This is a genomic window from Streptomyces sp. NPDC057565, assembly GCF_042801455.1.
Classification (GTDB): domain Bacteria; phylum Actinomycetota; class Actinomycetes; order Streptomycetales; family Streptomycetaceae; genus Streptomyces; species Streptomyces yanii.
In genome coordinates this window covers 73,828-100,075 of record NZ_JBHVFU010000008.1, presented here as the reverse complement: position 1 = coordinate 100,075, position 26,248 = coordinate 73,828, and the positions used below count along the sequence as shown (strand labels likewise).

Below are 26,248 nucleotides of genomic sequence, written 5' to 3'. Positions count from 1 at the left end.
GTTCCCCCCGTGCTCGGCGTACGGGCGACCCTACCTCTCCGACTCCCGTACAAAAAGGCGTATGTCAGGACGGAAGAACTACGTGTCGGCACACGCATACGCCCCCGGCGCCGGGACGGGACCCGGGGCGGGGGCGCATGGAGGGGCGGGTGTCAGAGCGAGGTCATGACGTGCTTGATGCGCGTGTAGTCCTCGAAGCCGTACGCGGAGAGGTCCTTGCCGTAGCCCGACTGCTTGTAGCCGCCGTGCGGCATCTCGGCGACGAGCGCCATGTGCGTGTTGATCCAGACGCAGCCGAAGTCGAGGTTCTTGGACATCCGCATCGCCCGTGCGTGGTCCTTGGTCCATACGGAGGAGGCGAGGGCGTAGTCGACGCCGTTCGCGTACTCCACGGCCTGGGCCTCGTCCGTGAACAACTGGACGGTCATGACGGGTCCGAAGACCTCGTTCTGGACGATCTCGTCGTCCTGCCGCAGACCGGAGACGACGGTCGGGGCGTAGAAGTAGCCCTTGTCGCCGACCCGGTGGCCGCCCGCCTCGACCCTGGCGTGGGCGGGGAGGCGGTCGATGAAGCCGCTGACCTGGGCGAGCTGACCCGCGTTGTTGAGCGGGCCGTAGAGCACGTCCTCGTCGTCCGGCTGCCCGGTCTTCGTGTCGGCCGCGGCCTTGGCGAGGGCGGCGACGAACGCGTCGTGGACCGACTCCTGGACCAGAACGCGGGTCGCGGCGGTGCAGTCCTGGCCGGCGTTGAAGTAGCCGCCGACGATCAGGGCCTCGACCGCCTTCTCCAGGTCGGCGTCCTCGAAGACGACGGCCGGGGCCTTGCCACCGAGCTCCAGGTGGACGCGCTTGACGTCCTTGGCGGCGCTCTGCGCGACCTGGATGCCGGCCCGGACCGAACCGGTGATGGACGCCATCGCCGGGGTGGGGTGCTCGACCATCATCCGGCCGGTCTCACGGTCGCCGCAGATCACGTTGAAGATGCCGCGGGGCAGCTCGAGCTCCTCCAGGACGCCGCCGATGATCTCGGCGATGAGCACGGTGGAGGCCGGGGTGGTGTCCGAGGGCTTGAGGACCACGGCGTTGCCCGCGGCGAGCGCGGGCGCGAACTTCCAGACCGCCATGAGGAGCGGGTAGTTCCAGGGTGCTACCTGGGCGCAGACGCCGACCGGCTCGCGGCGGATGATCGAGGTCATCCCCTCCATGTACTCGCCGGCCGAGCGGCCTTCGAGCATCCGCGCCGCACCCGCGAAGAAGCGGACCTGGTCGACGGCGGGGGCCAGTTCCTCGCTGCGGGTGAGGTGGAGCGGCTTGCCGGTGTCCCGGCTCTCCGCGGCGACGAGTTCGTCGGCGCGCGCCTCCATCGCGTCGGCGATCTTCAGCAGGGCCAGCTGGCGCACGGACGGGGTGGTGTCACGCCAGACGGGGAACGCGGCAGCAGCGGCCGCCATCGCCGCGTCGACGTCCGCGGCGCCGGAGAGCGGGGAGGTGGCGTAGACCTCGCCGGTACAGGGGTCCACGACATCGAGCGTGCGGCCGTCCGAGGCGTCCGCGAAGGCGCCGTCGATGTAGTTGCGGAACGTGGTGCTCATGGAACCGGTCTTTCTCATGGTCGGGCGGCGGTACGGGTGGTGCTCGTGGTCACCCGGTGGTGCGGGCGAACAGTGGGGCGGGTGGTGCCGTCAGCCGGTGGTGCGGGCGGACAGGTGCTCGTGGACGGCGGGCCAGCTGCCGTCCTCGGCGCGGGCGAAGATGATCGTCTCCCGCTCGTGGACGGTCTCCTCGCCGGCCCGGGTGGCGATCCTGGTCTCGACGTCGTGGCTGAAGACGGCGGTGGAGCCGAGGTGCTGGATCAGCTGTCCGGTGGAGGTGCAGGCCAGGATCCGGAAGTCGTCCTCGGCCACCCACTGCTGCCACAGCGCTCGGTACTCGGCCGTGGAGGCGAGCCGCTGCGGGGTGGAGTGGAAGACGAAGGTGGCGTCCGGCGCGAAGGCACCGAAGTAGTCGTCGAGGCGTCCCTCGGCGAAGGCGGCGACAAGAGCGTCGGCGGCGGCCCGGATCTCCTGGACGGGGGTGTTCTCGGTCGTGCTCATGGGTGGCTCCTGGTGACGGACGGGGCGAGCGCTCAGTGAGCGGCGGCGGGTTCGGCGACGAGGGGCTCTTCCGCACCGCCGATGATCGGCGGGACCTCGGTGTCCGACGCCCGGACGATTCGGGGTCCGTCCGGCCCGTACACCCCGCGCGGCTCCGGGAACACGGTGAGCAGGGTGAGGTAGAGCACGGCCGCCAGGGCGAGGCCGACCGGCAGGGAGATGTCCGCGCCGTTCGCGAGGTTGCCGAGCGGGCCGACGAACTGGCCGGGCAGGTTGGTGAAGAGGAGCGCCACGACGGCCGAGATGACCCAGGTGGACATGCCGCGCCAGTTCCAGCCGTGGTTGAACCAGTAGCGTCCACCGGTCTGGCGGCGGTTGAAGACCTGGAGGGCGTCCGCGTCGTACCAGCCGCGCCGGGTGAAGTAGCCGAGGGCCATGACGATCATCCACGGGGCCGTGCACGTGATGATCAGAGTGGCGAAGGTGGAGATGGACTGCGCGAGGTTGAGCGCGAACCGGCCGACGAAGATGAAGGCGATCGACAGGGCCCCGATGAAGAACGTCGACTGGACCCGGCTGAAGCGCGTGAACACGCTGGAGACATCGAGCCCGGTGCCGTACAGCGCGGTCGTGCCGGTGGAGAGGCCACCGATCAGGGCGATCAGGCAGAGCGGCAGGAAGTACCAGCCGGGCGAGATGGCGAGCAGCCCGCCGACGTAGTTGGGGGCGGCCGGGTCGACGTACTTCGCGGCCTTGGCGGCGATGATCGAGGCGGTGGCCAGGCCGAAGAGGAACGGCAGCAGGGTGGCGACCTGGGCGAGGAACGCGGCGCCCATGACCCGGCGGCGCGACGTGGCGGTCGGGATGTAGCGGGACCAGTCGCCGAGGAAGGCGCCGAACGAGACCGGGTTGGACAGGACGATCAGCGCGGAGCCGATGAAGGCCGGCCAGAAGAGCGGATCGGCGGTCGAGGCGAAGGCTCCCGCGTACCCCGGGTCGAAGTCTCCGGCGAAGGCGAAGGCGCCGAGGACGAAGAGCGCCGAGGCCGCGATGACCGCGATCTTGTTGACCAGCAGCATGAACCGGAAGCCGTAGACACAGACGACGAGCACCAGTCCGGCGAAGATCGCGTAGGCGACGCCGTAGCTCACGTCGGACTCGGGGAGACCGGCGAGCCGGTGGGCTCCTCCGACGAGTGCGTCACCCGAGGACCACACGGAGATCGAGAAGAACGCGACCGCGGTGAGCAGCGAGAGGAAGGAGCCGACGATCCTGCCGTGCACGCCCAGGTGGGCGGAGGAGGAGACGGCGTTGTTGGTGCCGTTGGTCGGGCCGAACAGCGCCATCGGGGCGAGCAGCAGGGCGCCGACGAGCAGCCCCAGCACGGTCGCCGCCAGTCCCTGCCAGAAGGAGAGCCCGAACAGGATCGGGAACGCACCGAGCACACAGGTGGCGAAGGTGTTGGCGCCGCCGAAGGCGAGCCGGAAGAGGTCGAGGGGACGGGCGGTGCGGTCCGCTTCGGGTATCCGCTCGACCCCGTTGGTCTCGACTTCGGTGATCGAGGAAGTCACGGGCGCTCCACCTACTGTTCATGCGCGGGGACTGGCCCCTCAGTTTGTGGTCCCGAATCGTGCGCGGCAATTGTGAAAGTCACAAAGGGATAGGCTGTTGTCTGTGGCCAGCGACAAACTCACCGTTGAGGATCTTCTCTCCTACCCCGCGCTCCAGCTCACGGTGAAGGCGGGCAGCAGCGGTCTGGGCCGCTCGGTCTCCTGGGCGCACGCGAGCGAACTGGCCGATCCGACACCCTGGTTGCTCGGCGCCGAGGTCATCATGACGACGGGCCTGGCGGTCCCCAGGACCGCCGCCGGGCAGCGCGCGTATCTGGAGCGGCTGGACGACGCCGGGGTCTCCGCGCTGGCCCTCTCGGCGCAGCTGCACATGCCCCCGCTGCACGACACGTTCTTCCGGGCGGCCGAGGAGCGGGGCTTCCCGGTCCTCGAGGTCCCGCTCGCCGTCCCCTTCATCGCGGTGGCCCAGGAGGTCGCCGCATCGGTCCAGGAGGATGCCCGGCACCGGCTCGGCGCCCAGCTGCAGGTCTTCGGTTCGCTGCGCTGGCTGGTCGCCGAGGACCTCGACACGCCCACGCTGCTGCGCCGCCTCGAACGCCTCTCGGGATACGACGTGTACCTCTGCACGCCGCAGGGGCGCCCCCTCCTGCCGGGCGTACCGGCGCCTGATCCGGGCGTCCTGCCCGACTCGGTCGACGCCCCGCCGACCGTCCCCGGTGGATTCGTGTTGCCCGTGCCGGCGCCCGGCGGTCCGGCCGGGTTCCTTGTCGCGTACGAGCGGGAGGGTGCCCAGCCCGCCGGACTCGCCGTCGTCCAGCACATCGCCACGGTGGCTGCGCTGCGGGTCGCGATGGTGCGCAACGAGCGCGAGACGCTGCGCCGCGAGGGCGCGGAGACCCTCGCCGAGCTCCTGCAGGAGGTCCTCGACCCGGAAGCGGCGCGGCGCAGGCTCGCCCGGCATGCGATCGAGGGCGACACCGTGCTGCTCGTGGTCCGGCAGACCACGGACGAGGCGCTGCTGCGCTGCCTCCAGGACCATCCGCATCTGCTGCTCACCCGGGGCGAGGACCGCTATGTCCTCGGGGCGCCGCAGCTGGCCACGGAGATCGGCGGGCTGCCGGGCGTGGCGGCCGGGATGAGTCGCCCGTTCCTGCCGGGCGCTGCGCTGCGGGTCGCGCAGCGCGAGGCGCTCTGGGCTGTCTCGAAGGCCGTCGAGTCGGGCCGCCCGGTGATCCGTTACGGGGACGATTCCATGGGCCGCTGGCTGCCCGACGACCCGGCGGTCCTGACCGCGCTGGTCGAGCACGTCCTCGGTGAGGTGCTGCGCTACGACGAGGCGCACGATTCGCAGCTGCTGGTCTCCGCCCGCACCTGGATGGAGCGCGACCGCCGCACGGATGCGGCGGCGGCCGCGCTCCACATCCATCCGAACACGCTGACGTACCGGCTGCGCCGATTCGGTGCGCTGGCCGACCGCGATCTGGCGTCGACGGGGGCACTGGCGGAGGTCTGGCTGGCGATCCAGGCAGCGGGGGCGCTGGGGCTGACGGACTAAGAGGAGCTCCTCTTCGGGTCAGTGGCCGGACGCATCCGCCCGCACCCGCTCCGGCACTACGCTCAAGGGACCGGAACAGAGAGCCACGGCGGACGGGAGACAGACGGTGCCGGTGGAAGTCACCTGGTGGGGTCATGCCACTTGCACCATCGAGGACTCCGGAGTCCGCGTCCTGACCGACCCCCTCTTCGTACGCCGCTTCGCGCATCTGCGTCGTCGCCGGGGTGCGCTTCCGGGCCCCGAGGCCACCGTCGCGGACGTCGTCCTCGTCTCCCATCTGCACTCCGACCACCTGCATCTGCCGTCGCTGGCCCGTCTCGCCCCCGGCACCCGGCTGATCGTGCCGGTGGGCGCCGTCCGTTCCGTACCGGGACTGCGAATGCTGCGCGGCGTGCGCGGGCTACGGATCACCGAGGTTGCGGCGGGGGACGAGGTGCGCGTGGGTGAGGTTCTGGTACGGGCCGTCCCCGCGGAGCACGACGGCCGGCGGCTCCCGGTGGGCCCGCACCGTTCCCCCGCGCTGGGCTATGTCGTCGACGGCGAGGCCCGTACGTACTTCGCCGGGGACACCGGGCTGTTCGACGACATGGCGGAGGCGGTCGGCCCGGTGGATGTGGCGCTGCTGCCGGTCGGCGGCTGGGGCCCGTATCTCGGCCACAGTCATCTGGACGCGGGCAGGGCCGCGCAGGCGCTGGCCCGGCTGGCGCCGCGCTCGGCCGTGCCGGTGCACTACGGCACGTACTGGCCGATCGGGATGGACGGGGTCCGGCCGCACGAGTTCCATTCACCGGGTGACGAGTTCGTCCGGCAGGCGGCGCTGCTGGCGCCGGACGTGGCGGTGCACCGGCTGACCCACGGCGAGCATGTGCGGCCGGAGGCCGCCAGGTGATCCTGCCGGTCGTGGGGCAGCTGCCCCCTGAGTCGACGCAGCAGGCCGTCGGCTATCCGTCCCTGTTCCTGCTGGTGGCGCTGGGTGCACTGGTACCGGTGGTGCCGACGGGGGCGCTGGTGAGTTCGGCGGCCGTGGTGGCGTTCCACCAGACGGACCCGTTCGCGCTGCTCGTGGTGTTCGGGGTGGCGGCGTCCGCGGCGTTCCTCGGGGACATCTGTCTGTACTGGCTGGGGCAGCGCGGGGTGCGGTCGAAGAACGGCTCGAAGTGGCTGCGGGCGATCAGCGACCGGGCGGCGCCGGAGCGGCTTGCGCAGGCGCAGCAGAAGCTGGACGAGCACGGCGCGGTGGTGCTGGTGCTGTCGCGGCTGGTGCCGGCCGGGCGGATTCCGGTGATGCTGGCGTGTCTGCTGGGACGCATGCCGATGCGGAGGTTCGCGCGCGGTGACATACCGGCCTGCCTGGCGTGGGCGGCGACGTATCAGCTGATCGGCATTCTGGGCGGATCGCTGTTCCCGGAGCCGTGGCAGGGTGTGGTCGCGGCGGTCGGTCTGACACTGCTGATCAGCGGTGCTCCCGCGGTGTGGCGCAGGGTACGGACCCGGTTCAGCCACTGATGCCCCGGGGCGCCCGGGGAGTGTGCGGGCTGTGGAGTGCCTGCGGGGCATGGGTCCCGTCCAGCAGCCGGGAGCCACCGATCGGCAGGTCCCACAGGCGTTCGCGCGGATGTCCGGCGCGCTGCCAGGCGGTACGGAGCCGGGTGAGCGGTTCGAGAACGGGCTCCGCGGAGAGCAGGAACGTCGCCCAGTGCATCGGCGCCATCGCGCGGGCGCCGAGATCCTCGTACGCCTGCACGGCCTCTTCCGGGTCGATGTGCACGTCGCCGAGCCACCAGCGCGGTTCGTACGCCCCGATCGGCAGCAGGGCCAGATCGATCCCGGGGTGGCGGCGGCCGATCTCCGTGAACCAGTGCCCGTAGCCGCTGTCCCCTGCGAAGTAGACCCGCGGCCCGTCGCCGCCGCCGATGACCTTGACGACCCAGCCGCCCCACAGGGAGCGGCAGGTGTCGGTGAGGGTCCGCCTGGACCAGTGGTGGGAGGGCACGAAGTCGAAACGGACACCGCGCAGTACTGCCGACTCCCACCAGTCGAGCTCGGTGACGCAGGAGAAGCCGCGGCGACGACACCACTGGCCGAGCCCGGCGGGGACGAACAGCGGCGTGTCGCGCGGCAGCCTGCGCAGGGTGGGGGCGTCGAGATGGTCGTAGTGGTTGTGGCTGATGACGACCGCGTCGACGGGCGGCAGGTCCTCCCAGCGGACACCGACAGGCGTGATCCTGGCGGGTGTCCCGAGGATGCGGCGGGACCAGACGGGGTCGGTGAGTATGGTCAGCCCGCCGGTGCGGATGATCCAGCTGGCGTGCCCGGCCCAGGTGACGGAGGTCGTGCCCGCGTCGGTGGCGGGCAGCGGTTCGGGGGCGAACGGCAGTCGGTGGATGCCGCGCAGCCCCTCCGCGTTGGGCCGCACGGCGCGCTCACGGGCCAGTCTGGGCATGCCCCTGACACCCGGGAGCGGGGCGGTGAGCCGGTCGGCGAAGCCGGCGGGCCAGACCCGCACCTCACCGAGGGGGCGCGGCGGGACGATCTCGCCGAGCAGGGCCGAATGCGCGGCCCCGGCACCGGAGCGCTCGGTCTGTTCCGTCATCGAAGGACTCCCGTCCCGGAAAGCGTCGTCGGTACGTCAGTGCGCACGTATGCCGGCGCGTCGTCGGCACGTCGGCGCGTACGTCATCGGAGTTCGGTTCCTCATCGGAGTTCGGTTCCTCATCGGAGCTCGTCGAGGGCTGTTCCGAAAATGCTCAGCGCTCGGACGACATGCGGCAATTTCAGGGGCTCCACCGCAGTGAGGGACTCCATCTGCTCCTCGGGGGTCGATCCGAGCAGCGGTCCGGTGCCCAGCCGCACCCGCAGCGCGCCCAGTTCGTCCCCGAAGCGGTGGCCGCCGGGAGTGGGCGCGCCGAGGCGTTCGGTGAGGTACTCCTCCAGTTCCAGGGAGTCCGTGACGCCGCGGGTGGCCAGCCGGGCCCGGAGCGGCCCCAGGTCGGCGTAGAGATGGCGGCCCGCCTGCGGGGGCCGGGCCAGCGCGCCCGAGGCGAGCACCGCCCGGTGGGCCGCGGCGGCGACCTGTGCCTGCAGGGCGGCGGCCCGGCGGACCCGGGCCGTGACGGCCTCCGGTTCGGTCAGCGCGTGGGCGGCCGCTGCGGCGACCGGGCCCGCGACGAGGGCGCCCAGAGCGGTGAGGATGTCGAGGGTCCGGGCGTGCCGCACCGCCGCCCGTTCGGTGTCCGGGAATCTGGCGACCGCGACCGGCCAGGCGGACGGGGTCAGCGCCCCGGCCAGATCGCAGACGACCGTGACGTCGTCGGGGCACATCTCGGCGGGGCTGAGCAGGACCGTGTCGTGGGGGCGGTGGAGGGTGTCGCGCCAGGTCTCGTCGCTCACGATGTGCATCCCCTCGGCGACGGCTGCCTCGCACGCCTCGCGGACGAGTTCCGGTGGGGCGACGGTGGCGGTCGGGTCGTCGACCACGGAGATCAGCAGCAGCCGGGGCCGGCCGCCTTCGGCACGCACCCTTCGTACGGTCTCCAGCAATGCGTACGGGTCGGGCACGCCGCCGCACTCGGCCGGGGTCGGCACATGGTAGGCGGGCCTGCCGAGCAGCCGGGCCTGCGGGATCCAGGTGGCGGGACAGGGGCGCGGCGTGAGGACATCACCTCCGTGCGCGGCGATCAGGGCGAGCAGCAGCGGCGAGGCGCCGGGGGCGGCGGCAATGTACTCAGGTCCGCCGCGCAGCCCGCGCCGGGCCCAGTAGGCGGCGGCCGCCTCGCGCAGGGGTTCGCCGCCACCGGTCGGTTCGGGCTCGCTGCGCCCGGCTGCCGCGGCGAGCACACCGGCCAGCTCGGGCAGCACGGGCAGCCCCGGGCCGGGGGCGGGCGGCCCGTAGCGTACGGGCCCCCGATCCTCCCGAGGAGTCCATGGGGCACGCCCGGCATCCCCGCCCGGCCCGGCCCGCTCGGTCCGCTCCCGCGCCATCCCGGGCCTCCTTCGCTGCCGCTCCGTCACCTGTACGGCTCCGGCTCGCCCCGCCTTGCACCGTCTCGCTCCCAGGGCCCTTTATACGGAGGTTTGAGTGAGACCGCCCGCCCGGCAGAGGCGAGCCGTGCGTCGCCCCGGGGTCGCGGCCGGACTGTCCGAGCAGGAGTTCGGCTCCGGCGGGGAACCGAACCCGGACCCTGCGGCCCCATTGACACTCGCCCCGCAGCGTCATTACGGTCACGCCAGGATTTCGAACGCATGACGAAATATCGAACAAGTCGAGGGGCAACTCCCGTGCGCATCACCGGAATCAGCACACATGTCGTCGGCACGCCCTGGCGCAATCTCACCTACGTCCAGGTCCATACCGACGAGGGTCTCACCGGCGTCGGCGAGACCAGGATGCTCGGCCGTACCGATGCTCTCGTCGGCTATCTGCGCGAGGCGGAGGCCAACCACATCGCCGGCTCCGACCCCTTCGCCGCGGAGGACCTCGTACGCCGGATGAAGTACGGCGACTACGGGCGGGCCGGGGAGATCGTGATGTCCGGCATCGCGGTCGTCGAGATGGCCTGCTGGGACATCAAGGGAAAGGCGCTCGGCGTCCCGGTCTGGCAGTTGCTCGGCGGAAAGGTCACCGACCGGGTCAAGGCGTACGCGAACGGCTGGTACACCACCGAGCGCACCCCGGAGGCGTACCACAAGGCGGCTCGGGCAGTCGTCGAGCGCGGCTACCGCGCCCTGAAGATCGACCCGTTCGGGACCGGTCATTTCGAACTGGGGCAGCAGGAGACCCGGTACGCGGTGTCGCTGATCGAGGCCGTACGGGATGCCATCGGTCCGGACGCCGAACTGATGCTGGAGATGCACGGGCGGTTCAGCCCCTCCACCGCCGTGCGGATCGCACACGAGATGGCGCCGTTCCGGCCGGCCTGGCTGGAGGAGCCGGTGCCGCCCGAGAACCTCAAGGCGCTCAGCAAGGTGGCCGACAGGGTCGACCTGCCGATCGCAACCGGTGAACGCATCCACGACCGGATGGAGTTCCGCGAGCTGTTCGAGTCGCAGGCGGCCGACATCATCCAGCCGGACCTCGGCCACATCGGCGGCATCCTGGAGACGCGCAAGCTCGCCGCGACCGCCGAGACCCACTACACACTCATCGCACCGCACAATGTGGGTGGTTCGGTGCTGACTGCGGCAAGCCTCCAACTGGCGGGTTGCACACCCAACTTCAAGATCCTCGAACACTTCAATGACTTCGCGGACGCCGACATCAAGAAGGTCGTCAAGGGCGCCCCGCAGGTCGACCCCGAAACCGGCTGCTTCGAGCTCTCCCACGCTCCGGGGCTCGGAGTCGAGCTCGATGTGGACGCCGCAGCCGAATTCCCCCAGCAGCAGGCCCGGTTCGACCTGTGGGCGGACGGCTGGGAGAAGAGGCAGCCCAAGTGAGCTCCACCCACTCGCGGGCGATCACGGTCGAACGGCCCGGCGAGCACACCCTGACCACCGGCCCGCTCCCGGAGCCCGGCCCCGGCGAGGTCCGGGTACAGGTCGCCGCGGCCGGGATCTGCATGAGCGACCGCGAGGTGTACGACGGCCGTCGCGACCCGGGCTATGTCCGCTACCCGGTGGTGCCCGGCCATGAGTGGTCGGGCGTGGTCGACGCCCTGGGCGCGGACGTCGATCCGGCGCTGCTCGGACGGCGGACGGTCGCCGAGGGCTTCCGGTCCTGCGGCAGTTGCGAGCGGTGCCGGAGCGGCGAGACCTCGCTCTGCACATCGGGGTACGACGAGACGGGCTTCACCCGGCCCGGGGCATTCGCCGACCATGTCGTGGTCCCCGCACGGCTGTTGCACCCCCTGTCCGACGACGCGGATCTGCGCGCCGCCGCCCTGCTGGAACCGGCCGCGGTGGTGGTGGCGGCGGTGCGGGCCGGGGCCCCTGAGCCGGGCGAGCGGGTCGCCGTGGTGGGCGCCGGGACACTGGGGCTGCTCGCCGTGCAGCTGCTGTCCGCACTGTCCCCCGGCGAGCTGACAGTGATCGACCCACGGAGCGAACGCGCGGGCCAGGCACTGTCGTTCGGGGCGAGTGAGGCCCGCACCCCCGAGGAGGCCACGGAGGTGAACGGCCGCTACGACCTGGTCGTGGAGACGGCAGGCGCGCCGCCCGCCGCCGCCGACGCCTGTCTGCTGGCGCGCCGCGGCGGCCGGGTGGTGCTCACCGGCATGTTCGCGCCGGGAGCCGTCGGTATCGATCCGGTTCATCTGTCACTGAGTCAGCTCACCGTACGCAGCGTGTTCGGCGCGTCGTCGGCGGCCTGGTCATATGCGGTACGGGCGTTCACCGCCGGACTGCTTGATCCGGCGGCGCTGATCACGCACGAGTTCCCCCTGGACCGGTTCGCGGAAGCCGTGGCTCTGGTCGGGGGCGGCGATCCCGGGACAGGCAAGGTGCTCCTTCGCCCGTAATTCCCCATTCACCGGACGGCGGTTGGCGCGCACCCCGACACTCGAACCAAGGTGTCGGCACTCGTCGGCCCGGCGCACCCGCTCGCGGGCCGTGTTCAGGGCGGCGTCACGCAGCTGTGCACCGTACGGATAGATGCCGGGCGCCCTGGACAGGCCGAACTTGAGATGGATCGGCGCGCCGCGATCCCAAGGCGGCCGGACGTCCTCGGACGAGGTCTCCCCTGCTCGAACGGAGTTGAGAGCTTGGGGAAGGAGCCGGCCCGGGAGGGGGCGATCCCGTCGGGGATCGCCCCCTCCCCTTCAGCCCGCGAAGGCAGTCCCGGGCATTCCCTGTCCCGCATCCGGCAGCACCAGCAGCGAACCGGACAGCGGATGCGGGGAGTCGATCCCCGTCCTGGCCGTGGAGATGTACAGGTCGCGCAGGTCAGCACCGCCGAACGCGCAGGCGGTCGGGCGCCGTACCGGCAGTTCGACGGTCCGGTCCAGTGCGCCGTCCGCCGTGTAGCGGCGCAGCGCTGCGCCGTCCCAGAGGGCGACCCAGACACCTCCCTCGGCATCGACCGTCAGTCCGTCCGGGAAGCCCGATCCCCTCTCGACGGTGGCGAACGTCCGCCGGTTCACGGCGTGTTCACCGTCGAAGTCGAAGACGTCGATCCGGCCCGTCGGGGTGTCGATGTAGTACATGAGCCGCCCGTCCGGGCTCCATCCGGTGCCGTTGCTGCACGCCACCACAGGCAGCACCGGGGTGACCGTGCCATCGGGCGAGACGCGGGTGAGGCTGCCGCCGGTCTCCGCTTCGTTGTAGCGCATGGTGCCCGCCCACAGCGCGCCGTCGGGCGCGACAGCGGCGTCGTTGCCTCGCCGTCCGGGCTCGGGGTCGTGGACCAGCCAGCGGAAGGAACCGTCGGGGTCGTACAGGCCGATGCCGTCGCGCAGATTGACCACGAGACCGCCGCCGGCCCGCGGCTTCGCCGCTCCGACGTGCTGTTCGGTGGCCATGACCGTACGGCGGCCACTCACCGGGTCGTAGGTGTGAACGCGGAAGGAGAGGATGTCGACCCAGATCAGCCGCCCGGTGGCCGGATCCCAGGTAGGGCCCTCACCGAGCTCGGCGTGCTCCCGCACCGCCACCTCGGGGCGCGGGCCGCGCATCACTTCCCCCTCGCGTGGTGCCCGAGCCGACCGGAGAGGGCATCGGCGCCGTCGGCGGCGAGGACCGCCAACTCCTCCTCGCGCTGCTCGGTCCAGCGGATCATCGGCACGGAGATGGACAGCGCGGCGACGACCCGGCCCGACCGGTCCCGCACCGGAGCCGCCACACAGCTCACATCAGGGTTGGACTCACGGTGTTCCACCGCGATGCCCCGCTCCCGGACGGCTGCGAGGACGGTCCGCAGCTCGGCGGGGTCCGTGATGCTGTTGGGAGTCATTCCGGTCAGTTCGCGGCCGTCGAGCCGGGCGTCGAGCTCCCGGTCGGGCAGCGCGGCGAGCAGCATCTTGCCGACGGAGGTGCAGTGGGCGGGCAGCCTGCGTCCGGCCGCGGAAACCATCCGGACCGCATGGGTGGAGTCCACCTTGGCGATATAGATGACGTCGGCGTCCTCCAGGATCGCCACATGGACCGTCTCGCCGCACGTCTCGGCGACCTCCCGGGCCACCTGCTGCCCCTCGGCGGCGAGGTCGAGCTGCTCGGCGTACCGGCTGCCGAGCTGGTAGGTACGGACGCCGAGGCGGTAACGGCCGGGCTGCTCCGGGACCGCCACCAGGTAGGAGCGGGCGGCGAGGGTGGTGAGCAGTTCGTGGACGGTGGTGCGCGGCAGCTGGAGCCTGCGGGTGACCTCGGGCGCGGAGAGTGTTCCGTCCCCGTGGAGGAAGAGTTCGAGTACGTCCAGGGCCCGCGTCACCGCAGGGACGAGTCGCCCCATGGTCGTGCACCCACCTCTCATGTTCGACACTCCGACCAGTGACCGGAATCGCGAACACAGGCTAATCGCAGCGCACTTGCCACGGCAATGCCACCGACCCGGTCCGATACCCTGCCGGTCCGCCGATGTGACCCGTTTACCGCCTTTTTGTCACACCCGTCGTCCGAGGAGCGCGAGCAGCTGGGTCTGCGGGTCGGCGTCCTTCCCGGTCCTGACTGCCGGGGCGAAAAGACCGGTCTGCGAAAGCCCCTTCGCATACGGTGCGACCTCGCGCCGCGTGAACGCGACCAGATCCTCCGGCAGTCCCTCGTCCGCACCGATGGCCCGGGCCAGGTCCCAGGAGTGCACCACCGCGTCGCTCACCATCTGCGCACAGTACGCGTCGGCGGCGGTGTCCCCGTACGACAGGTTCACGGTCCGACCGAACGCCCCCGGTGCCGCGAAGGCCTCGCGCGCCCCCGCCGCCGCACGGTCCCAGACGGCAACGGGGTCGTCGCCCAGCACATCACCCTCATAGGCGTCACCGACCTCCGCGACCGTAAGCCCTTCCGTGACCAGCGGCGGGACCCACAGCTGCTCGGAGGTGAGATGGGCGACCAGGTCACGGACGGACCACTCGGTGCACGGCGTCGGCGCGGACCACTGGTCGTCGCGCACGGCGTGCACCCGGTCGGTGAAGAGCTGGAGCGCCTCGGCGTGGCGGTCGAGCAGGTCGCGATCGGAAGAGGAGTGAGATGCCATGGAACCACTGTCTCCGTCCGACGAGCCGCACGCGAGCGCGCCTGCTGCTTCGACCCTGCCGAAAGGGGTATCCGCACTCCCATGTCGTCACCGAGCAGCACATTCTCCGCCCCCTCCCCCACCGGACTCCGCACCTGGCTGCACCGGCGCGATCTCGCCGTCTTCCGGGGCGTGGCCGGCCGGCACTGGCCGGGCGCCGGCCCTGTCCTGCCTCGACTCAGCCGCAGCGCCGATCACGGGCTGCTGTGGTTCGGCGTGGCGGCGGGCATGGCAGCCCTCGGCAGCAGCGCCCGGGCCCGGCGCGCCGCGCTCCGCGGGGTGGCCTCGCTGGCCGTGGCCTCGACCGCGATCAACACCGTGGGGAAGGGCGTGGTACGCCGGGAACGGCCGGTACTGGACGCCGTTCCGGTGATACGACGGCTCACCCGCCAGCCGTTCACCACCTCCTTCCCGTCCGGGCATGCCGCGTCGGCGGCGGCTTTCGCGACGGGCGTCGCCCTCGAATCGAAGGGCTGGGGCGCGGCGGTCGCCCCGCTCGCACTGGCCGTCGCCGCCTCCCGCGTCTATACGGGGGTCCACTATCCGAGTGATGTGCTGGCCGGTGCCGCGCTCGGCATAGGAGCCGCGTTCGCGCTGCGCGGTGTCGTGCCGACGCGTGGACAGCTGCCCGCGCCGGGCAGACCGCCCGCCCACGCGCCGGCCCTGCCGGGCGGGCGGGGCCTGGTGGTCGTCGTCAATGAGGAGTCCGGCTCGGCGACGGCCACGGCCTCGCTGGTGCGGGACGCGCTGCCGCTCGCCGAGGTGGTGGAGTGCGCGCCCGGCGAGCTCTCCGACGAGCTGGAGAAGGCAGCCGGCCAGTGCCGTGCGCTCGGGATCTGCGGGGGCGACGGCACGGTCAACAGCGCCGCTTCGGTCGCCGCCGCGCACGGTGTGCCGCTCGCGGTGTTCCCCGGCGGGACCCTCAACCACTTCGCCTACGACCTGGGCATCGAGACGGTGGACGACGTGTGCGCCGCACTGGTCGTGGGCGATGCGGTACGGGTGGACCTGGGCCGCTTCCGTCCGGGCCCGGACGGGCCGGGCGGCGCACCCGGCCATTTCCTCAACGCCTTCAGTCTGGGCGCCTATCCGGAGCTGGTACGGACCCGCGAGCACTGGGCGCCGCGCATCGGCGGCTGGCCCGCCGGCGTTGTGGCGGCGCTCCACGTGCTGCGCGGTGAACGCCCGCTGGAGGCCGAACTTCAGGGAAAGCGGCGCCCGTTGTGGCTGCTGTTCGTGGGAAACGGCCTGTTCCGGCGGGTGGGCCCGGCGCCGGGCCGGCGCCACAACCTCGCGGACGGACTGCTGGACGTCCGGGTGGTGCACGGCGGCCGCACACCCGGCATCCGTCTCCTCGCGGCTGCGGTCGCAGGCCCCTTGACCCGCTCCCCCGTTCATGCGGCGGTACGACTTCGAAGGGTCCGGATCGCCGGCCTGACCCCGGGAACGCCTTATGCGTACGACGGCGAAGTAGCGCACAGCCAAAGGGAGTTGTTGATCGACAAGCTGCCGGAGGCACTGACTGTCTACTGCCCGATGCCTGTGTGAGCCCTTTGGATGGGTCCAAATACCAAGACACCTATCTCACCATCCGACATCTCGGCGTACGGTTGGCGCATCGCTCAGCGCTTCGCATCACGCTCCGAGAGAGGACGCACCGCCATGCCGAAGGAGACCGCCGTCTACACCCACGGCCACCACGAATCGGTGCTGCGCTCGCACCGCTGGCGCACTGCCGCCAACTCCGCGGCCTATCTGATCGGCGAACTCCGGCCCGGCATGGCGGTGCTGGACGTCGGCTGCGGTCCCGGCACCATCACCGCGGACCTGGCGGCACTGGTCGCCCCCGGCAGGGTGACCGCCGTCGACACCGCCGCCGAGATCCTGGACCAGGCCGCCGAGGTCGCCGCCGAACGCGGCCTGGACAACGTCGAGTTCACCACCGCCGATGTGCACGCCCTGGACTTCCCCGACGACTCCTTCGATGTCGTGCACGCCCACCAGGTGCTGCAGCACGTGGGCGACCCGGTGCAGGCACTGCGCGAGATGCGGCGGGTCTGCCGTCCCGGCGGCATCGTCGCGGCCCGCGACAGCGACTACGCGGCGATGACCTGGTATCCCGAATCGCCCGTCATGGACGCGTGGCAGGAGCTGTACGGGCGGGTGGCCCGCGCCAACGGCGGCGAGCCGGACGCGGGCCGGCGACTGCTCTCCTGGGCCCGGCAGGCCGGCTTCACCGACATCACCCCGTCCGCCGCCACCTGGTGTTACGCCACACCCGAGAACCGCGCCTGGTGGGGCGGCCTGTGGGCGGACCGCACGGTCGGCTCGGTGTACGCGAAGCTGGCCGTGGGCGGCGGCCACGCGACCACCGAGCAGCTGACCGACATCGCGGCGGCCTGGCGCGTCTGGGGCGAGCAGGACGACGCATGGTTCATGGTCCCGCACGGCGAGGTGCTCTGCCGCGCCTGACACCGCCGAGGACCGGCGGGTGGAATCGATCACATGGGTACGACCCGCCAACTACCCTGTTCCGCATGGAAATTCTGGGAACCACGCTGCGTATCTGCGTCGATGACCTGGAGGCCGCGGTGGCCTTCTACGAGGACCTCACGGCCAGTTCGGCGCTGCGCTTCGAGCGCGGCGGGGTCTCGGTCGCCGCGATCAGCTGCTTTCTGCTGATGAGCGGCCCCGAGTCGGAGCTTGAGATCCTGCGCAAGGTGACGGCGACGATCGCGGTGAAGAATGTCGACGAAGCCCACGAGTCCCTCGTCCGGGTCGGCGCCCAAATCGTCGCGGGCCCGGTGTCGACCCCGGTCGGCCGGAATCTGATCGCCGTCCATCCGGACGGCTCGGTCTTCGAGTACGTCGACCGGAACCTGCCCGTCTGACCCGGCAGGTTCCGGTCACGGCACACACCCCCTACTGCGACTCCGTGCCCACGTGCGTCAGCACCTCGTCCGCCAGTTCCCGCGTGGGCCGCTCGCCGTCCAGGAGCACCGTCCCGGCCCGCAGCGTGTCGACCGCGGCCACACACTGCACGATCTGCGCCTTGCCCCACCGCCGGGCAGCCTCGTCGCGTGCGGGGTCGTCCGGGGCGACGACCCGGGCATCGAGCCGTTGCTCCAGGACATCGGCGGGCACCTCGAGGAAGAAGTGATGGACCGTCACTCCCGCTGCTTCCAGGGCTCCGAAGATCTCTTCCGCGTAGTGCGGATGGACGACGGTCATCGGGGCCAGTACGGGCCGCCCGTACTCCTCGACCAGCCCGATGGCCATCGAGGCAACCTGCCTTCGCCACAGCGGCAGATGCTGGAAGTTGCCCTTCGGTACCTCCACGATGCCCCTCAGGACGTAACCGATCTGCTCGGGATCGTAGACGAGGGCCTCGGGCCACTGCCGGTGCAGCTCGGCCACCAGTGTGGTCTTGCCGCTGCCGAACGCCCCGTTCACCCAGACGATCACTCGCCGCTCCTCTCCTCGGCGCGCCCGGTCAACTCTTCGGGCGCATCCGGTAGTTGTACACATCGGGCAGTGGATCGTCGGTGAGCGCGGACCATACCTCGTCCAGGATCTCCGCCCCCTCCCGCAGGTCCGCGACCTCGAAGCCCTCGTCGAAGAGAGCACGGGCGGCAGCGCGATCTCCCTCGGCCAGCAGAAGTCGGGCCTCCAGCAGGCGGAACCGGCCGTGCTGCCGGATCGCCGGGCTCAGCCCGGTCCAGACTGTCCGGGCGTCCTCGGTCCGCCCGGCCGACAGCAGCGCCTCGATCGCCTCGCGGCCGAGAGCGGTGGTGGCTGCCGCCCAGGCATCGCCGTCGTTCCGGCGCTCCGCGCACAGGTCATCGAACGCCTCGCTGTAGAGGTCGGCGACCCGGTCGCGCTGGCCGCCCTCCTGGGCGGCGACGGCGAGGCAGCGCAGCAGTGGCCAGCGGGACGGAGCGAGGGCGAGACCGCGTTCCCAGCTGCGGACCGCCTGGGCGCGGTCGCCGGCGTGCCACTGGGCGATGCCGAGGTGGTACTCGGTGAGGGGTTCGGCGGCCGCCGTCTCCAGCATGTCGCGCCAGTGCGCGGAGACCAGCGACGGTCCGGGCGGCGCCACGCGGCGCTGTTCGGGGAAGCCGCCCCGGTCGAGCAGGTGCAGCCAGGGCGCCTGCTGTTCGCCCAGGGTGGACTCGGCGAACGGCGTGCCGGGCAGCTCGTGTCCGGCACGCCGGACTTCGAGGGCGCCCCAGCCGGAACCGGTGGCGAGGGACTCGCCCGGCTCTGTGTCGGCGTACGGGCGCCAGGCCGCGTACGCGGCATCGACGTCGGCCCGCGGCAGCGCCTCGGCCAGCCGTTGTTCGGTCTCGGCGCGGGCCGCGGTCCAGTCGTCGCCGTGCACGACCCCGGGGTCCGCGGACAGCGGACCGTAGGACTCCAGCCAGCTGAACTCGGCGCCGGGTTCGAGCGGGATGTGCTCCAGCTGGGTGCGGGCGAGTCCGGCCTGGATCTCCGCGTAGCCGACGGTGCCGGGTTCGGTGAGCCACTGCTGCCAGCGGCGTCCGCCGGGCCCGTTGCCCCAGACGAAGAGCTTGCGGCCCCGCAGGAGGTCGGTGGAGGTCTGCACGAGGCCCCGGCCCTCGGCGTCGAGGGAGGCGATCCAGCGGCGGGCGCCGTCGGGCACTTCGTAGAAGTAGTCGGCGGGGAAGTCGCTCAGCAGCGGGTACGTACGGTCGACGGAACCGGTCTCCGGGACGGGGACCCGGGTCAGTGTCCGTTCGTAACCGAAGTGCCAGGCCTCGTCCGCAGGGGCCAGGACCCGGGTGCGTTCGCCTTCCGGGACGGCGATGTTGGACCACCAGTAGACGGGCGCGGTGTGCTCGTGCGGGTTGCGTATCCGTACGCCGACGTGGAGGAAGTCGGAGTCCGCCGGCAGCCACAGGTCCACCTGGAACGGGAGGTCGCGCAACCGCTCCCACTCCCAGAGCCGGACCATCTCACCGCCGTCGGGGGCAGGGACCCGGGCGGCATGCACCGGGGCGCAGGACAGCGTGGTGTGACCCGTGGCGCCGATGTTCCACTCGATGCCGCCGGAGAACCAGGCGCCGTTGAGCGCGAAGTCGGCTGGCTGCAGGACGGGGTTGGTATAGAGCAGTTCGCGGCCGGTCGGCTTGTGGTGGAGGGAGTGGATCCGGCCACCGAGCCCCGGCAGGACGGTGGCCCGCAGCCGGTCGTTCTCGATGATGATCGCGTCCAGGCCTGTGGGCGTCCGCTCGCGCCCGTACCCGTCGAGGATGCGCACCGGCAGGACGGTGCGCAGCGGCTCGTAGCCGATCTGCCGTGCCATGTCACGCGGCAGTCCTGCCCGGCCCCGGTCGTCGACGACATGCATCTCGTCGAGTGGCCGCAGCGCCGGCAGCGGGTTCTCCGGGCCCAGCGGTGCGGCGGGCAGAGTCAGTACGGCACGTCGTACGGTCGTGGCCAAGGCAACCTCGCTCCCTCGCGCGGGCCGCCGCAGGTCCGGGCGCCCCCCGATGACCATGGAACACGCTGGAAGCCGCCCCGACCAGGGGCGCAGCCGTCAGACTTCGGCAAAAGCCGCCACCAGCAGGTCGGTGAGCAGCACTCCGGCGGGGTCGGGCACATCGGCATCGAGGTGCACCCGGAAGCCGTCCAGCGCCTGGTGTTCCAGGCTCCGTACGGTGGCGGCGGCCAGGTCGGCCGCACCCCGTGCAGCCCGAGATCGGACGGGGCGTCGACGACGACAATATTCCGCATGCCGCTCGTCCTCGCCGTCGTAACCTTGATCCTCAACGACTTGTGCGATGAAGGCGGCAGGACACGATGAGCACCCAGCACACCTACCGAGTGATCGTGCGCGGCACCTTTGACGGCCTCACCGACGAGGCGCGCGCCCGACTGCTTGCCGAGGTCGAGCAGCACGGCCTGGCGGCGATGCAGTTCACCGAGGAGGGTTCACTCACCTACGACGCGGTGCTCAAGCACTTCAGCTTCCGGTACGTGGTCGTCTCGGACGCCGAGGACGGCGAGGAGATGGCGTCGGCGATCGCCGAGGACCGGGCGGAGACGGCGTTGAAGGAGTACGGCTACGGCTTTCGCGAACTGCGCTCCACCGCCACGGACATGGACACCATGAAAATCAATTACAAGGGGCGGCGCGCGGCGGACCCCGCGTGACGCCGCATCGAGAGCCACCGAACGGGCTCTGATCCGGAATCGAATTCCTGACAAGGGGCGCCGCCGTTCGGGCGGCGCCCCTCCGGGTCAGCCCACGGGCAGGGTCAGAGCAGCGGTGTGGAGCTTGCCGCCGGTCTGGAACTGCAGGAACAACCGCCAGTTGCCCGAGGTGGGCAGTTCGGCGTGGAAAGCCAGGTCGGGGCCACCGTGCTCACCGTTCGCCTCGGTGGTCGGGTGAAGGTGGGCGAATGCGGCGTCACCTTCGTGGAAGGCGGTCAGGTGGGCGTAGGTGTCCAGGTAGGGCTGCAGATCGGTGACGGGCTCGCCGTCCTTGGACACGGTGACGGTCAGCGGGTGCGCCATGCCGGCCATCGGCTCGCCCTTGACGGTGACGGTGTAGCCGTCGACCTCCACGCTGCGGGCCCCTGCGGGCAGCGGGGTCTTCGTGGGTGTCCCGGGGACGGTGACGGTGCGGCTCAGGACGAAGTCCTTGCCCTTCGCGGTGCCGGTGTCCGGGGTGAAGGAGGCGAACATGCGCCAGGAGCCGGGGGCGAGGGAGGCGAGGTCGGCGGTCCAGGTGCCGTCGGCGGCCATGACCGGGTGGATGTGCTGGAAGCCGGTCAGGTCCGAGCGGATGGCGTAGAAGTGCATCCGCTTGGTCTGGTCGACGGTGAAGTCGGTGACCGGCTTGCCGTCCGGGCCGTCGACCGTGAACCGGTACGCGGCCTGCTTGCCGGAAGGCAGGGGCGCGTCGTGGGGGGTGAGGCGGTAGCCGTCCTTGTTGTCCGACAGGCCGTTGTCGGCGGCCATGTGGTCCATGCCGGGCATGTCACTCATCGAAGGCGACGCGCTGCGCGAGGCGGAAGCCGAGGCCTTCGCGCCGTGGCCCATGCCGGGCATGGACGAGGAGTCGTTGGAGGAGCCGCACGCGGCCAGGGTCAGCGCGAGGGCCGCTGCGGTGCCGGCCGCCGCGACGGCGCGGCGAGACAGGGCGGAACGGGAAGAGGCGAACATGAGAGAGGGTCTTTCCGGGTGGGCGCACCACGCCGGTGGCGCGCGGGAAGGGCAGGACACGGGGCCGGTCCGGTCAGTGACCGGGTTCGGCGCAGTGCCTGTCATGTCCGCGCGACGCACACCTGAATGAGGAGATCTCGCCCGCCGGCCGGCGGTCCGCGCCGCCGTGTCCAGCCGGTGGCCGCCCGCAAACCCGCCGGGAACCATGCGGCCGGCAGTGCCCCGGCGGCGTACAGGCCGGCCGTCGGCAGCGGATTCCGCTCGTGTGCGGGGGTGGAGACGCATTGCACCCCGTGCATCGCCGAACCGTCACCGGCCCGGGCGGCCTGAGCACTCTGTGCGGTGGCCGGCGGCGCCGTTGAGGTCATCGTCGGAGCGGAGTGGCCGTCGTGCATGGGCACGGTGACAGAGGGCATCGCACCGTGGCAGCCCTCTGCGGCGGTGGCCGGCGCGCCGTGCATGAGGAACAGACCGAGCAGGACGGCACAGACCGCGACGAGGCGGGCGCTGCCCCGCTCGCTCGGTTGTCCGATGCTCACTGTGCCGCTCCCTTCTCCGCGTTGCTGCGCGCCCATGGCCGCCGACCCGCACGACAATACCCCGGCCGGGTACCTGGCGCCCGTCGGCCTGTCGGATGCGGGGCGATGGATGCGCGCCGTTCGCCGCCGGCCGGCCCGACCCACGTGATGGCGAGGTCAGACGGCGGTGTGGTGGGCGAGGGCGGCGTGGGGGTCGCCGTGGTCGGCGGTGTGGTCGGTGTGCACAGTGGCGCCGGTCAGGCGGGGCACGGCATGGATGAGGGCGTGCTCGGCCGCGACGGCCAGGGCATGGGCCTGGACCACGGTGAGCCGCGGGTCGACGACGATGTCGGCCTCGGCGCGCAGCGCGTGGCCGATCCACCGCATGCGGACCTGCCCGATGTCACGGACACCGTCGACGGCGCGCAGGGCGGTTTCGGCGAGGTCGACCAGGGCGGGGTCGACGGAGTCCATCAACCGCCGGTAGACCTCACGGGCGGCATCCTTGAGCACCATGAGGATCGCGACGGTGATGAGCAGCCCGACGATCGGGTCGGCGGCCCGCCATCCGAGTGCCGCGCCGCCGGCACCGAGGAGAACCGCGAGCGAGGTGAAGCCGTCGGTGCGGGCGTGCAGTCCGTCGGCGACGAGGGCGGCGGAGCCGATCGCGCGGCCGGTGCGTATGCGATAGCGGGCCACCCATTCGTTCCCGACGAAGCCGACCACCGCGGCGGCTGCGACCGCCCACAGGTGGGTGATGTCGCGTGGGCCGAGGAGACGGTCGACCGTCTCGTACGCGGCAAGGGCACAGGAGGCGGCGATGGTGAGCACGATGGCGACGCCGGCCAGGTCCTCGGCGCGTCCGTAGCCGTAGGTGTAGCGGCGGTTCGCCGCACGGCGGCCCAGGACGAACGCGATGCCCAGAGGGATGGCGGTCAGTGCGTCGGCGGCGTTGTGGATGGTGTCGCCCAGCAGCGCGACCGACCCCGACAGCACGACGACGACCGCCTGGATCACCGTGGTCGCCCCCAGGATGCCCAGGGACAGCCACAGGGTGCGCATCCCCTCCCGGGAGGTCTCCATCGCCGAGTCGACCTTGTCCACGGCTTCATGACTGTGCGGCGTGACCACGTGGGAGACCTGGTGTCGCACCCGCGACCAGCGCGAGCCGTCGCGCTCGTGGCTCTGCGGGCGCCCGTGGTCGTGCGCGTCCTCGTGACCGCGGTCATGCCCGTGCTCGGCACCCGGCTCGTCAGGACCATGGTGGTGGAGCTGGCTCACAGCGCCCTCGCTTTCGTCAGGCGGCGGGGTGGACGGAGATCCCACCCGTCTATTATGTGCATATGAATGCACGCATGCATCTATCACCTGCGCAGGGTTCGCAGCCGCGAGAGGTGGGCACTGAGCACTTCCTGGTCGCGGCCGAGGTCCTGGGCCTGCTGGCGGACCGCACCCGCCTGGCGCTGCTGCATGTCCTGGCAGCGAGTGAGGCCGACGTCACCTCGCTGGCGGAGGCCGTGGGAGCGGCCCGGCCGGCGGTCAGCCAGCATCTCGCCCGACTGCGCATGTCCGGGCTGGTGACGACCCGTAAGGAGGGCCGCCGGGTGATCTACACGCTGCCCGACGGGCATCTGCGACGCGTGGTGGCCGAAGCCCTGGAACTGGCCGACCACCGGCTGACCGGGCGTGCGCCCCACGCGTGAGGTGCGCGCCCGGCCATGGGCTCAGGCCACCGCCGGCGCCGGGGCACCGGCCGCAGGGTCGAGATGGCCCGCGCGGCGCAGTGCGGTCAGGGCCGTCGCGCAGCCACCGCCCACGGCGGCCAGCACGGCCCAGGGCAGCCACGGTGCGCCCAGGCGGGCGGCGAGGTCGAAGAGGGCTCCCACACCCAGGTTCCCGGCGGCCACCGTGATCCCGGAGACGGTGCTGTACGCGCCGTAGTACGTGGCGACCAGCCGCTCGCCGGACAGCCGGACCAGGGTGTCCATCTCGAACGGGTACAGCAGCGCCGAGCCGGCGGCCAGCAGGCCGGCGCACAGCATCAGGCCGGTCATCCCTCCCCCGGCCGACAGCCCGTCGGCCCGATGGTAGGGGCCGGGCAGCAGAGGCAGGAAGGCTGCGCCCATCAGGACGAGGCCGATCGCGATGGCCTGGGGGGCATCGAGGCGTTTTCCGGCCCAGGAGGTGAGGCGCAGTTGGCCGGCGACAGCGGTCAGGGCGGAGACCGCGAAAATCACCCCCATGGCGGTACCGCTGTCCTCACCGAGAAGGGTGCGGGCCTGCAGGGGCAGGGCCAGGTAGGTCTGGAAAGCCAGGAGGTACGAGCCGGCCATCGCGGCGGAGAACAGGACGAAGGGCCGGTTCGTAGCGATGGTCCGCCAGTCCGCGGCGATCCCGCGCAGCCCGCCCGCGCGCGCGGTGTCGGCGGCCGGGTGGCACGGCGGCAGGGCGCGGGCCTGCACGACGGCAAGGAGTGCGAAGACCGCGGCCGCGACCGTACACACGACGCGGAAGTCCCAGGTGAGCAGGGCAAGGCCCACCAGGGGGCCGAGCAGGATGCCGGCCTGGTAGAAGACGTTGAAGGCGGCGAACGCCTCCACTCGGCGCTCGCCCGCTCCGGCGGCGAGGTAGGCGCGGACTGCAGGGTTGAACAGGGCCCCGGCGAGCCCGGTGGCGGCGGACGCGATGACGAGCGCCGGGAGGGTGTCGGCGAGGGCCAGCAGGGCGAACGCGCCGGTGCGCAGTCCGCAGCCGGTCAGGATGAGGGCTTTGTAGCCGATCCGGTCGGCGAGGGTGCCGCCGAGCCAGAACATCCCCTGCTGGGAGAGGTTGCGCACGCCGAGCACCAGGCCGACCGCCCAGGCGGCCAGGCCCAGGTCGTGGGCGAGATGGTCGGCGAGGTAGGGCATCAGCATGTAGAAGCCGAGATTGATGCCGAACTGGTTGAACATCAGCAGCTGGACACCGGGTTCGAAGGAGCGCACACGCGCGCACAGTTGCTTCACCGCACACCCACCACGGTGCGAACGCCTGCGGGGGCGGGGCGATCCAGCGGGTCGGTCACGCGGGCGCAGCGCGTCCAGCGCCGCACGGTGTGTTCGGCCGGGTCGTCGATGGTGTCGGGTTCCTCGGGCGGAAGATGGCCGAGCAACTGGTGCTCCTGGCACCAGGCGTCGTTGTAGATGGTGTCCAGGTAGCGGTGGGGGCCGTCGGGGAAGATCGCAGCGATGCGGGTGCCGGAGGGACAGGTGCGGGCCGCCCATCCGGCGACCCGGGCGACCGCGCCGACACTCCAGCCGCCCATGGCGTAGTGGTGGCGGGCGAGTTGGCGGCAGGCCCAGACCGCTTCGGCGGGAGCGACCCAGTGGACTTCGGTGAAGGCGTGGTAGTCGACGTTGCCCGGGTGGATGCTGGAGCCCAGGCCGCGCATCAGGCGCGGGGCGGCCGGCTGGCCGAAGATCGTCGAGCCGGTCGCGTCGACACCGATCAGCACCAGATCGGGGAAGCTCTCGCGCAGCACGGTGGTGATGCCGGCCGAGTGCCCGCCCGTGCCGACCGAGGCGACGAGTACGTCGATACGGCCGAGCTGGGCGATGAGTTCGGCGGCCAGGGGCGCGTACGCGGCGACGTTGTCGGGATTGTGGTACTGGTCCGGGCACCACGCTCCCGGGTTCGCGTCCAGCAGTTCGGCGACCTGTTCGCGGCGGGCCTGCTGCCAGCCGCCGGCCGGATGCGGGGCGGCCACCTGCTGCACCTCGGCGCCCAGCGTGGCGAGGAGGCGCAGCATCGCCGGTTCCATGCCGGGGTCGGTGACGACGGTGACCGGATGGTTGTGGGTCAGACCGGCCAGGGCCAGGCCGAGCGCGAGGGTGCCGCTGGAGGACTCGATGACCGGGGCTCCGGGCCGGAGATCGCCACGACGACGGGCTTCCCGGACCATGTGCAGGCCGGGCCGGTCCTTGATGCCTCCGGGGTTGGCTCCCTCCAGTTTGGCGAAGAAGCCCCGTCGGGCAGGCGCGAAAGGCTCGCCCACCCACAGGACGGGGGTGTTGCCCACCAACTGGTGGGCGCCGCGGGCGACTGGCGGCGCGGGGGCGAGTGAGTTCGCGCAGAAGTTTTCGAGCAGGGGGACATGCATGGTCGGCAACGCTCCTTGGTGCACA

Annotated in this window: 25 protein-coding genes; 10 read left to right on the top strand and 15 right to left on the bottom strand. The window is 71.7% G+C overall.

Annotated features, from left to right (window positions below):
• Window positions 1–152 precede the first annotated feature (152 nt).
• The 3 genes from ACFU8W_RS18440 to ACFU8W_RS18430 all read right to left on the bottom strand — a co-directional run bounded on the left by ACFU8W_RS18440 (window position 153) and on the right by ACFU8W_RS18430 (window position 3,664).
• Window positions 153–1,592 carry a gamma-aminobutyraldehyde dehydrogenase gene (locus tag ACFU8W_RS18440; RefSeq protein WP_384038048.1) on the bottom strand — a complete coding sequence of 480 codons (1,440 nt, stop codon included), beginning with the start codon at window positions 1,590–1,592 and terminating at the stop codon, window positions 153–155.
• A 90-nt stretch (window positions 1,593–1,682) separates the two neighbouring features.
• Window positions 1,683–2,093: a nuclear transport factor 2 family protein gene (locus ACFU8W_RS18435; protein ID WP_266979479.1), complete on the bottom strand. Its 411-nt coding sequence runs from the start codon at window positions 2,091–2,093 to the stop codon at window positions 1,683–1,685.
• Between the two features lie 32 nt (window positions 2,094–2,125).
• Window positions 2,126–3,664, bottom strand: coding sequence for a purine-cytosine permease family protein (locus ACFU8W_RS18430; RefSeq protein ID WP_384038045.1), 1,539 nt, complete (start codon window positions 3,662–3,664; stop codon window positions 2,126–2,128).
• Between the two features lie 103 nt (window positions 3,665–3,767).
• Between ACFU8W_RS18430 and ACFU8W_RS18425 the strand changes: the two genes are divergently transcribed.
• The 3 genes from ACFU8W_RS18425 (at window position 3,768) to ACFU8W_RS18415 (ending at window position 6,725) form a co-directional block, all read left to right on the top strand.
• Window positions 3,768–5,219: a PucR family transcriptional regulator gene (locus ACFU8W_RS18425; protein WP_345511216.1), complete on the top strand. Its 1,452-nt coding sequence runs from the start codon at window positions 3,768–3,770 to the stop codon at window positions 5,217–5,219.
• A 106-nt stretch (window positions 5,220–5,325) separates the two neighbouring features.
• Window positions 5,326–6,108, top strand: a complete 783-nt coding sequence (locus ACFU8W_RS18420) for an MBL fold metallo-hydrolase (protein ID WP_384038042.1) — start codon at window positions 5,326–5,328, stop codon at window positions 6,106–6,108.
• Window positions 6,105–6,725 (top strand): DedA family protein, encoded by a 621-nt coding sequence (locus ACFU8W_RS18415; protein WP_384038039.1) that lies wholly within the window; start codon window positions 6,105–6,107, stop codon window positions 6,723–6,725. The genes ACFU8W_RS18420 and ACFU8W_RS18415 overlap by 4 nt, the downstream gene beginning before the upstream one ends.
• On the opposite strand, the gene ACFU8W_RS18410 is transcribed toward ACFU8W_RS18415, so the two are convergent.
• Window positions 6,715–7,812, bottom strand: a complete 1,098-nt coding sequence (locus ACFU8W_RS18410) for an MBL fold metallo-hydrolase (protein ID WP_384038036.1) — start codon at window positions 7,810–7,812, stop codon at window positions 6,715–6,717. The genes ACFU8W_RS18415 and ACFU8W_RS18410 overlap by 11 nt on opposite strands.
• Before the next feature lie 119 nt (window positions 7,813–7,931).
• A complete protein-coding gene (locus tag ACFU8W_RS18405; RefSeq protein WP_384038033.1) occupies window positions 7,932–9,200 on the bottom strand; it encodes an aminotransferase class I/II-fold pyridoxal phosphate-dependent enzyme in 1,269 nt (422 codons plus the stop codon).
• Window positions 9,201–9,497: 297 nt separating this feature from the next.
• Here ACFU8W_RS18405 and ACFU8W_RS18400 point away from each other — a divergent pair, with 297 nt between their 5' ends.
• Both ACFU8W_RS18400 and ACFU8W_RS18395 read left to right on the top strand, forming a co-directional pair.
• Complete coding sequence (locus tag ACFU8W_RS18400) at window positions 9,498–10,652, top strand: mandelate racemase/muconate lactonizing enzyme family protein (RefSeq protein WP_384038029.1); 1,155 nt, start codon at window positions 9,498–9,500, stop codon at window positions 10,650–10,652.
• Complete coding sequence (locus tag ACFU8W_RS18395; RefSeq protein WP_384038026.1) at window positions 10,649–11,671, top strand: zinc-binding dehydrogenase; 1,023 nt, start codon at window positions 10,649–10,651, stop codon at window positions 11,669–11,671. Before ACFU8W_RS18400 ends, ACFU8W_RS18395 begins: the two co-directional genes overlap by 4 nt.
• 300 nt (window positions 11,672–11,971) lie before the next feature.
• On the opposite strand, the gene ACFU8W_RS18390 is transcribed toward ACFU8W_RS18395, so the two are convergent.
• From ACFU8W_RS18390 to ACFU8W_RS18380, 3 genes are all read right to left on the bottom strand, one after another.
• Window positions 11,972–12,823: an SMP-30/gluconolactonase/LRE family protein gene (locus tag ACFU8W_RS18390; protein WP_384038023.1), complete on the bottom strand. Its 852-nt coding sequence runs from the start codon at window positions 12,821–12,823 to the stop codon at window positions 11,972–11,974.
• Window positions 12,823–13,596, bottom strand: a complete 774-nt coding sequence (locus ACFU8W_RS18385; RefSeq protein ID WP_266979499.1) for an IclR family transcriptional regulator — start codon at window positions 13,594–13,596, stop codon at window positions 12,823–12,825. Before ACFU8W_RS18385 ends, ACFU8W_RS18390 begins: the two co-directional genes overlap by 1 nt.
• Before the next feature lie 150 nt (window positions 13,597–13,746).
• On the bottom strand, window positions 13,747–14,337 hold the full coding sequence (locus tag ACFU8W_RS18380) for a TIGR03086 family metal-binding protein (RefSeq protein ID WP_384038019.1): 591 nt from the start codon (window positions 14,335–14,337) through the stop codon (window positions 13,747–13,749).
• A gap of 81 nt (window positions 14,338–14,418) precedes the next feature.
• Here ACFU8W_RS18380 and ACFU8W_RS18375 point away from each other — a divergent pair, with 81 nt between their 5' ends.
• The 3 genes from ACFU8W_RS18375 (at window position 14,419) to ACFU8W_RS18365 (ending at window position 17,267) form a co-directional block, all read left to right on the top strand.
• The gene (locus tag ACFU8W_RS18375) at window positions 14,419–15,924 is read left to right on the top strand and encodes a bifunctional phosphatase PAP2/diacylglycerol kinase family protein (RefSeq protein WP_384038016.1); all 1,506 of its coding nucleotides are present in this window, start codon (window positions 14,419–14,421) and stop codon (window positions 15,922–15,924) included.
• A 114-nt stretch (window positions 15,925–16,038) separates the two neighbouring features.
• Complete coding sequence (locus ACFU8W_RS18370) at window positions 16,039–16,848, top strand: methyltransferase domain-containing protein (protein ID WP_384038014.1); 810 nt, start codon at window positions 16,039–16,041, stop codon at window positions 16,846–16,848.
• A gap of 65 nt (window positions 16,849–16,913) precedes the next feature.
• A complete protein-coding gene (locus ACFU8W_RS18365; protein WP_384038011.1) occupies window positions 16,914–17,267 on the top strand; it encodes a VOC family protein in 354 nt (117 codons plus the stop codon).
• A gap of 31 nt (window positions 17,268–17,298) precedes the next feature.
• Here the strand turns inward: ACFU8W_RS18365 and ACFU8W_RS18360 are convergent, their stop codons facing one another.
• A complete protein-coding gene (locus ACFU8W_RS18360; RefSeq protein WP_384038008.1) occupies window positions 17,299–17,841 on the bottom strand; it encodes an AAA family ATPase in 543 nt (180 codons plus the stop codon).
• 28 nt (window positions 17,842–17,869) lie between these two features.
• On the bottom strand, window positions 17,870–19,840 hold the full coding sequence (locus ACFU8W_RS18355) for a DUF5107 domain-containing protein (RefSeq protein WP_384038006.1): 1,971 nt from the start codon (window positions 19,838–19,840) through the stop codon (window positions 17,870–17,872).
• A gap of 359 nt (window positions 19,841–20,199) precedes the next feature.
• Here ACFU8W_RS18355 and ACFU8W_RS18350 point away from each other — a divergent pair, with 359 nt between their 5' ends.
• Complete coding sequence (locus tag ACFU8W_RS18350; RefSeq protein ID WP_384038003.1) at window positions 20,200–20,553, top strand: DUF6204 family protein; 354 nt, start codon at window positions 20,200–20,202, stop codon at window positions 20,551–20,553.
• 87 nt (window positions 20,554–20,640) lie between these two features.
• Here the strand turns inward: ACFU8W_RS18350 and ACFU8W_RS18345 are convergent, their stop codons facing one another.
• From ACFU8W_RS18345 to ACFU8W_RS18335, 3 genes are all read right to left on the bottom strand, one after another.
• Complete coding sequence (locus ACFU8W_RS18345; protein ID WP_384038000.1) at window positions 20,641–21,567, bottom strand: hypothetical protein; 927 nt, start codon at window positions 21,565–21,567, stop codon at window positions 20,641–20,643.
• Between the two features lie 101 nt (window positions 21,568–21,668).
• Complete coding sequence (locus tag ACFU8W_RS18340) at window positions 21,669–22,106, bottom strand: hypothetical protein (RefSeq protein WP_384037997.1); 438 nt, start codon at window positions 22,104–22,106, stop codon at window positions 21,669–21,671.
• Between the two features lie 156 nt (window positions 22,107–22,262).
• Window positions 22,263–23,366, bottom strand: a complete 1,104-nt coding sequence (locus ACFU8W_RS18335; protein ID WP_384037994.1) for a cation diffusion facilitator family transporter — start codon at window positions 23,364–23,366, stop codon at window positions 22,263–22,265.
• Between the two features lie 74 nt (window positions 23,367–23,440).
• On the opposite strand from ACFU8W_RS18335, the gene ACFU8W_RS18330 reads away from it, so the two are divergent.
• Window positions 23,441–23,788 carry a metalloregulator ArsR/SmtB family transcription factor gene (locus ACFU8W_RS18330; protein ID WP_345511235.1) on the top strand — a complete coding sequence of 116 codons (348 nt, stop codon included), beginning with the start codon at window positions 23,441–23,443 and terminating at the stop codon, window positions 23,786–23,788.
• A gap of 21 nt (window positions 23,789–23,809) precedes the next feature.
• Here ACFU8W_RS18330 and ACFU8W_RS18325 read toward each other — a convergent pair whose 3' ends face one another.
• Window positions 23,810–25,090 (bottom strand): MFS transporter, encoded by a 1,281-nt coding sequence (locus ACFU8W_RS18325; protein WP_384037991.1) that lies wholly within the window; start codon window positions 25,088–25,090, stop codon window positions 23,810–23,812.
• On the bottom strand, window positions 25,087–26,223 hold the full coding sequence (locus ACFU8W_RS18320; RefSeq protein ID WP_384037988.1) for a PLP-dependent cysteine synthase family protein: 1,137 nt from the start codon (window positions 26,221–26,223) through the stop codon (window positions 25,087–25,089). Before ACFU8W_RS18320 ends, ACFU8W_RS18325 begins: the two co-directional genes overlap by 4 nt.
• Window positions 26,224–26,248 lie beyond the last annotated feature (25 nt).

What these genes read in the sequence shown, in the direction of transcription:
- ACFU8W_RS18440 (WP_384038048.1), bottom strand. Translation starts at nt 1,592, where the DNA reads ATGAGCACCACGTTCCGCAACTACATCGACGGCGCCTTCGCGGACGCC.
- ACFU8W_RS18435 (WP_266979479.1), bottom strand. Translation starts at nt 2,093, where the DNA reads ATGAGCACGACCGAGAACACCCCCGTCCAGGAGATCCGGGCCGCCGCC.
- ACFU8W_RS18410 (WP_384038036.1), bottom strand. Translation starts at nt 7,812, where the DNA reads ATGACGGAACAGACCGAGCGCTCCGGTGCCGGGGCCGCGCATTCGGCC.
- ACFU8W_RS18405 (WP_384038033.1), bottom strand. Translation starts at nt 9,200, where the DNA reads ATGGCGCGGGAGCGGACCGAGCGGGCCGGGCCGGGCGGGGATGCCGGG.
- ACFU8W_RS18390 (WP_384038023.1), bottom strand. Translation starts at nt 12,823, where the DNA reads ATGCGCGGCCCGCGCCCCGAGGTGGCGGTGCGGGAGCACGCCGAGCTC.
- ACFU8W_RS18385 (WP_266979499.1), bottom strand. Translation starts at nt 13,596, where the DNA reads ATGGGGCGACTCGTCCCTGCGGTGACGCGGGCCCTGGACGTACTCGAA.
- ACFU8W_RS18380 (WP_384038019.1), bottom strand. Translation starts at nt 14,337, where the DNA reads ATGGCATCTCACTCCTCTTCCGATCGCGACCTGCTCGACCGCCACGCC.
- ACFU8W_RS18375 (WP_384038016.1), top strand. Translation starts at nt 14,419, where the DNA reads ATGTCGTCACCGAGCAGCACATTCTCCGCCCCCTCCCCCACCGGACTC.
- ACFU8W_RS18370 (WP_384038014.1), top strand. Translation starts at nt 16,039, where the DNA reads ATGCCGAAGGAGACCGCCGTCTACACCCACGGCCACCACGAATCGGTG.
- ACFU8W_RS18365 (WP_384038011.1), top strand. Translation starts at nt 16,914, where the DNA reads ATGGAAATTCTGGGAACCACGCTGCGTATCTGCGTCGATGACCTGGAG.
- ACFU8W_RS18350 (WP_384038003.1), top strand. Translation starts at nt 20,200, where the DNA reads ATGAGCACCCAGCACACCTACCGAGTGATCGTGCGCGGCACCTTTGAC.
- ACFU8W_RS18345 (WP_384038000.1), bottom strand. Translation starts at nt 21,567, where the DNA reads ATGTTCGCCTCTTCCCGTTCCGCCCTGTCTCGCCGCGCCGTCGCGGCG.
- ACFU8W_RS18330 (WP_345511235.1), top strand. Translation starts at nt 23,441, where the DNA reads ATGCATCTATCACCTGCGCAGGGTTCGCAGCCGCGAGAGGTGGGCACT.
- ACFU8W_RS18320 (WP_384037988.1), bottom strand. Translation starts at nt 26,223, where the DNA reads ATGCATGTCCCCCTGCTCGAAAACTTCTGCGCGAACTCACTCGCCCCC.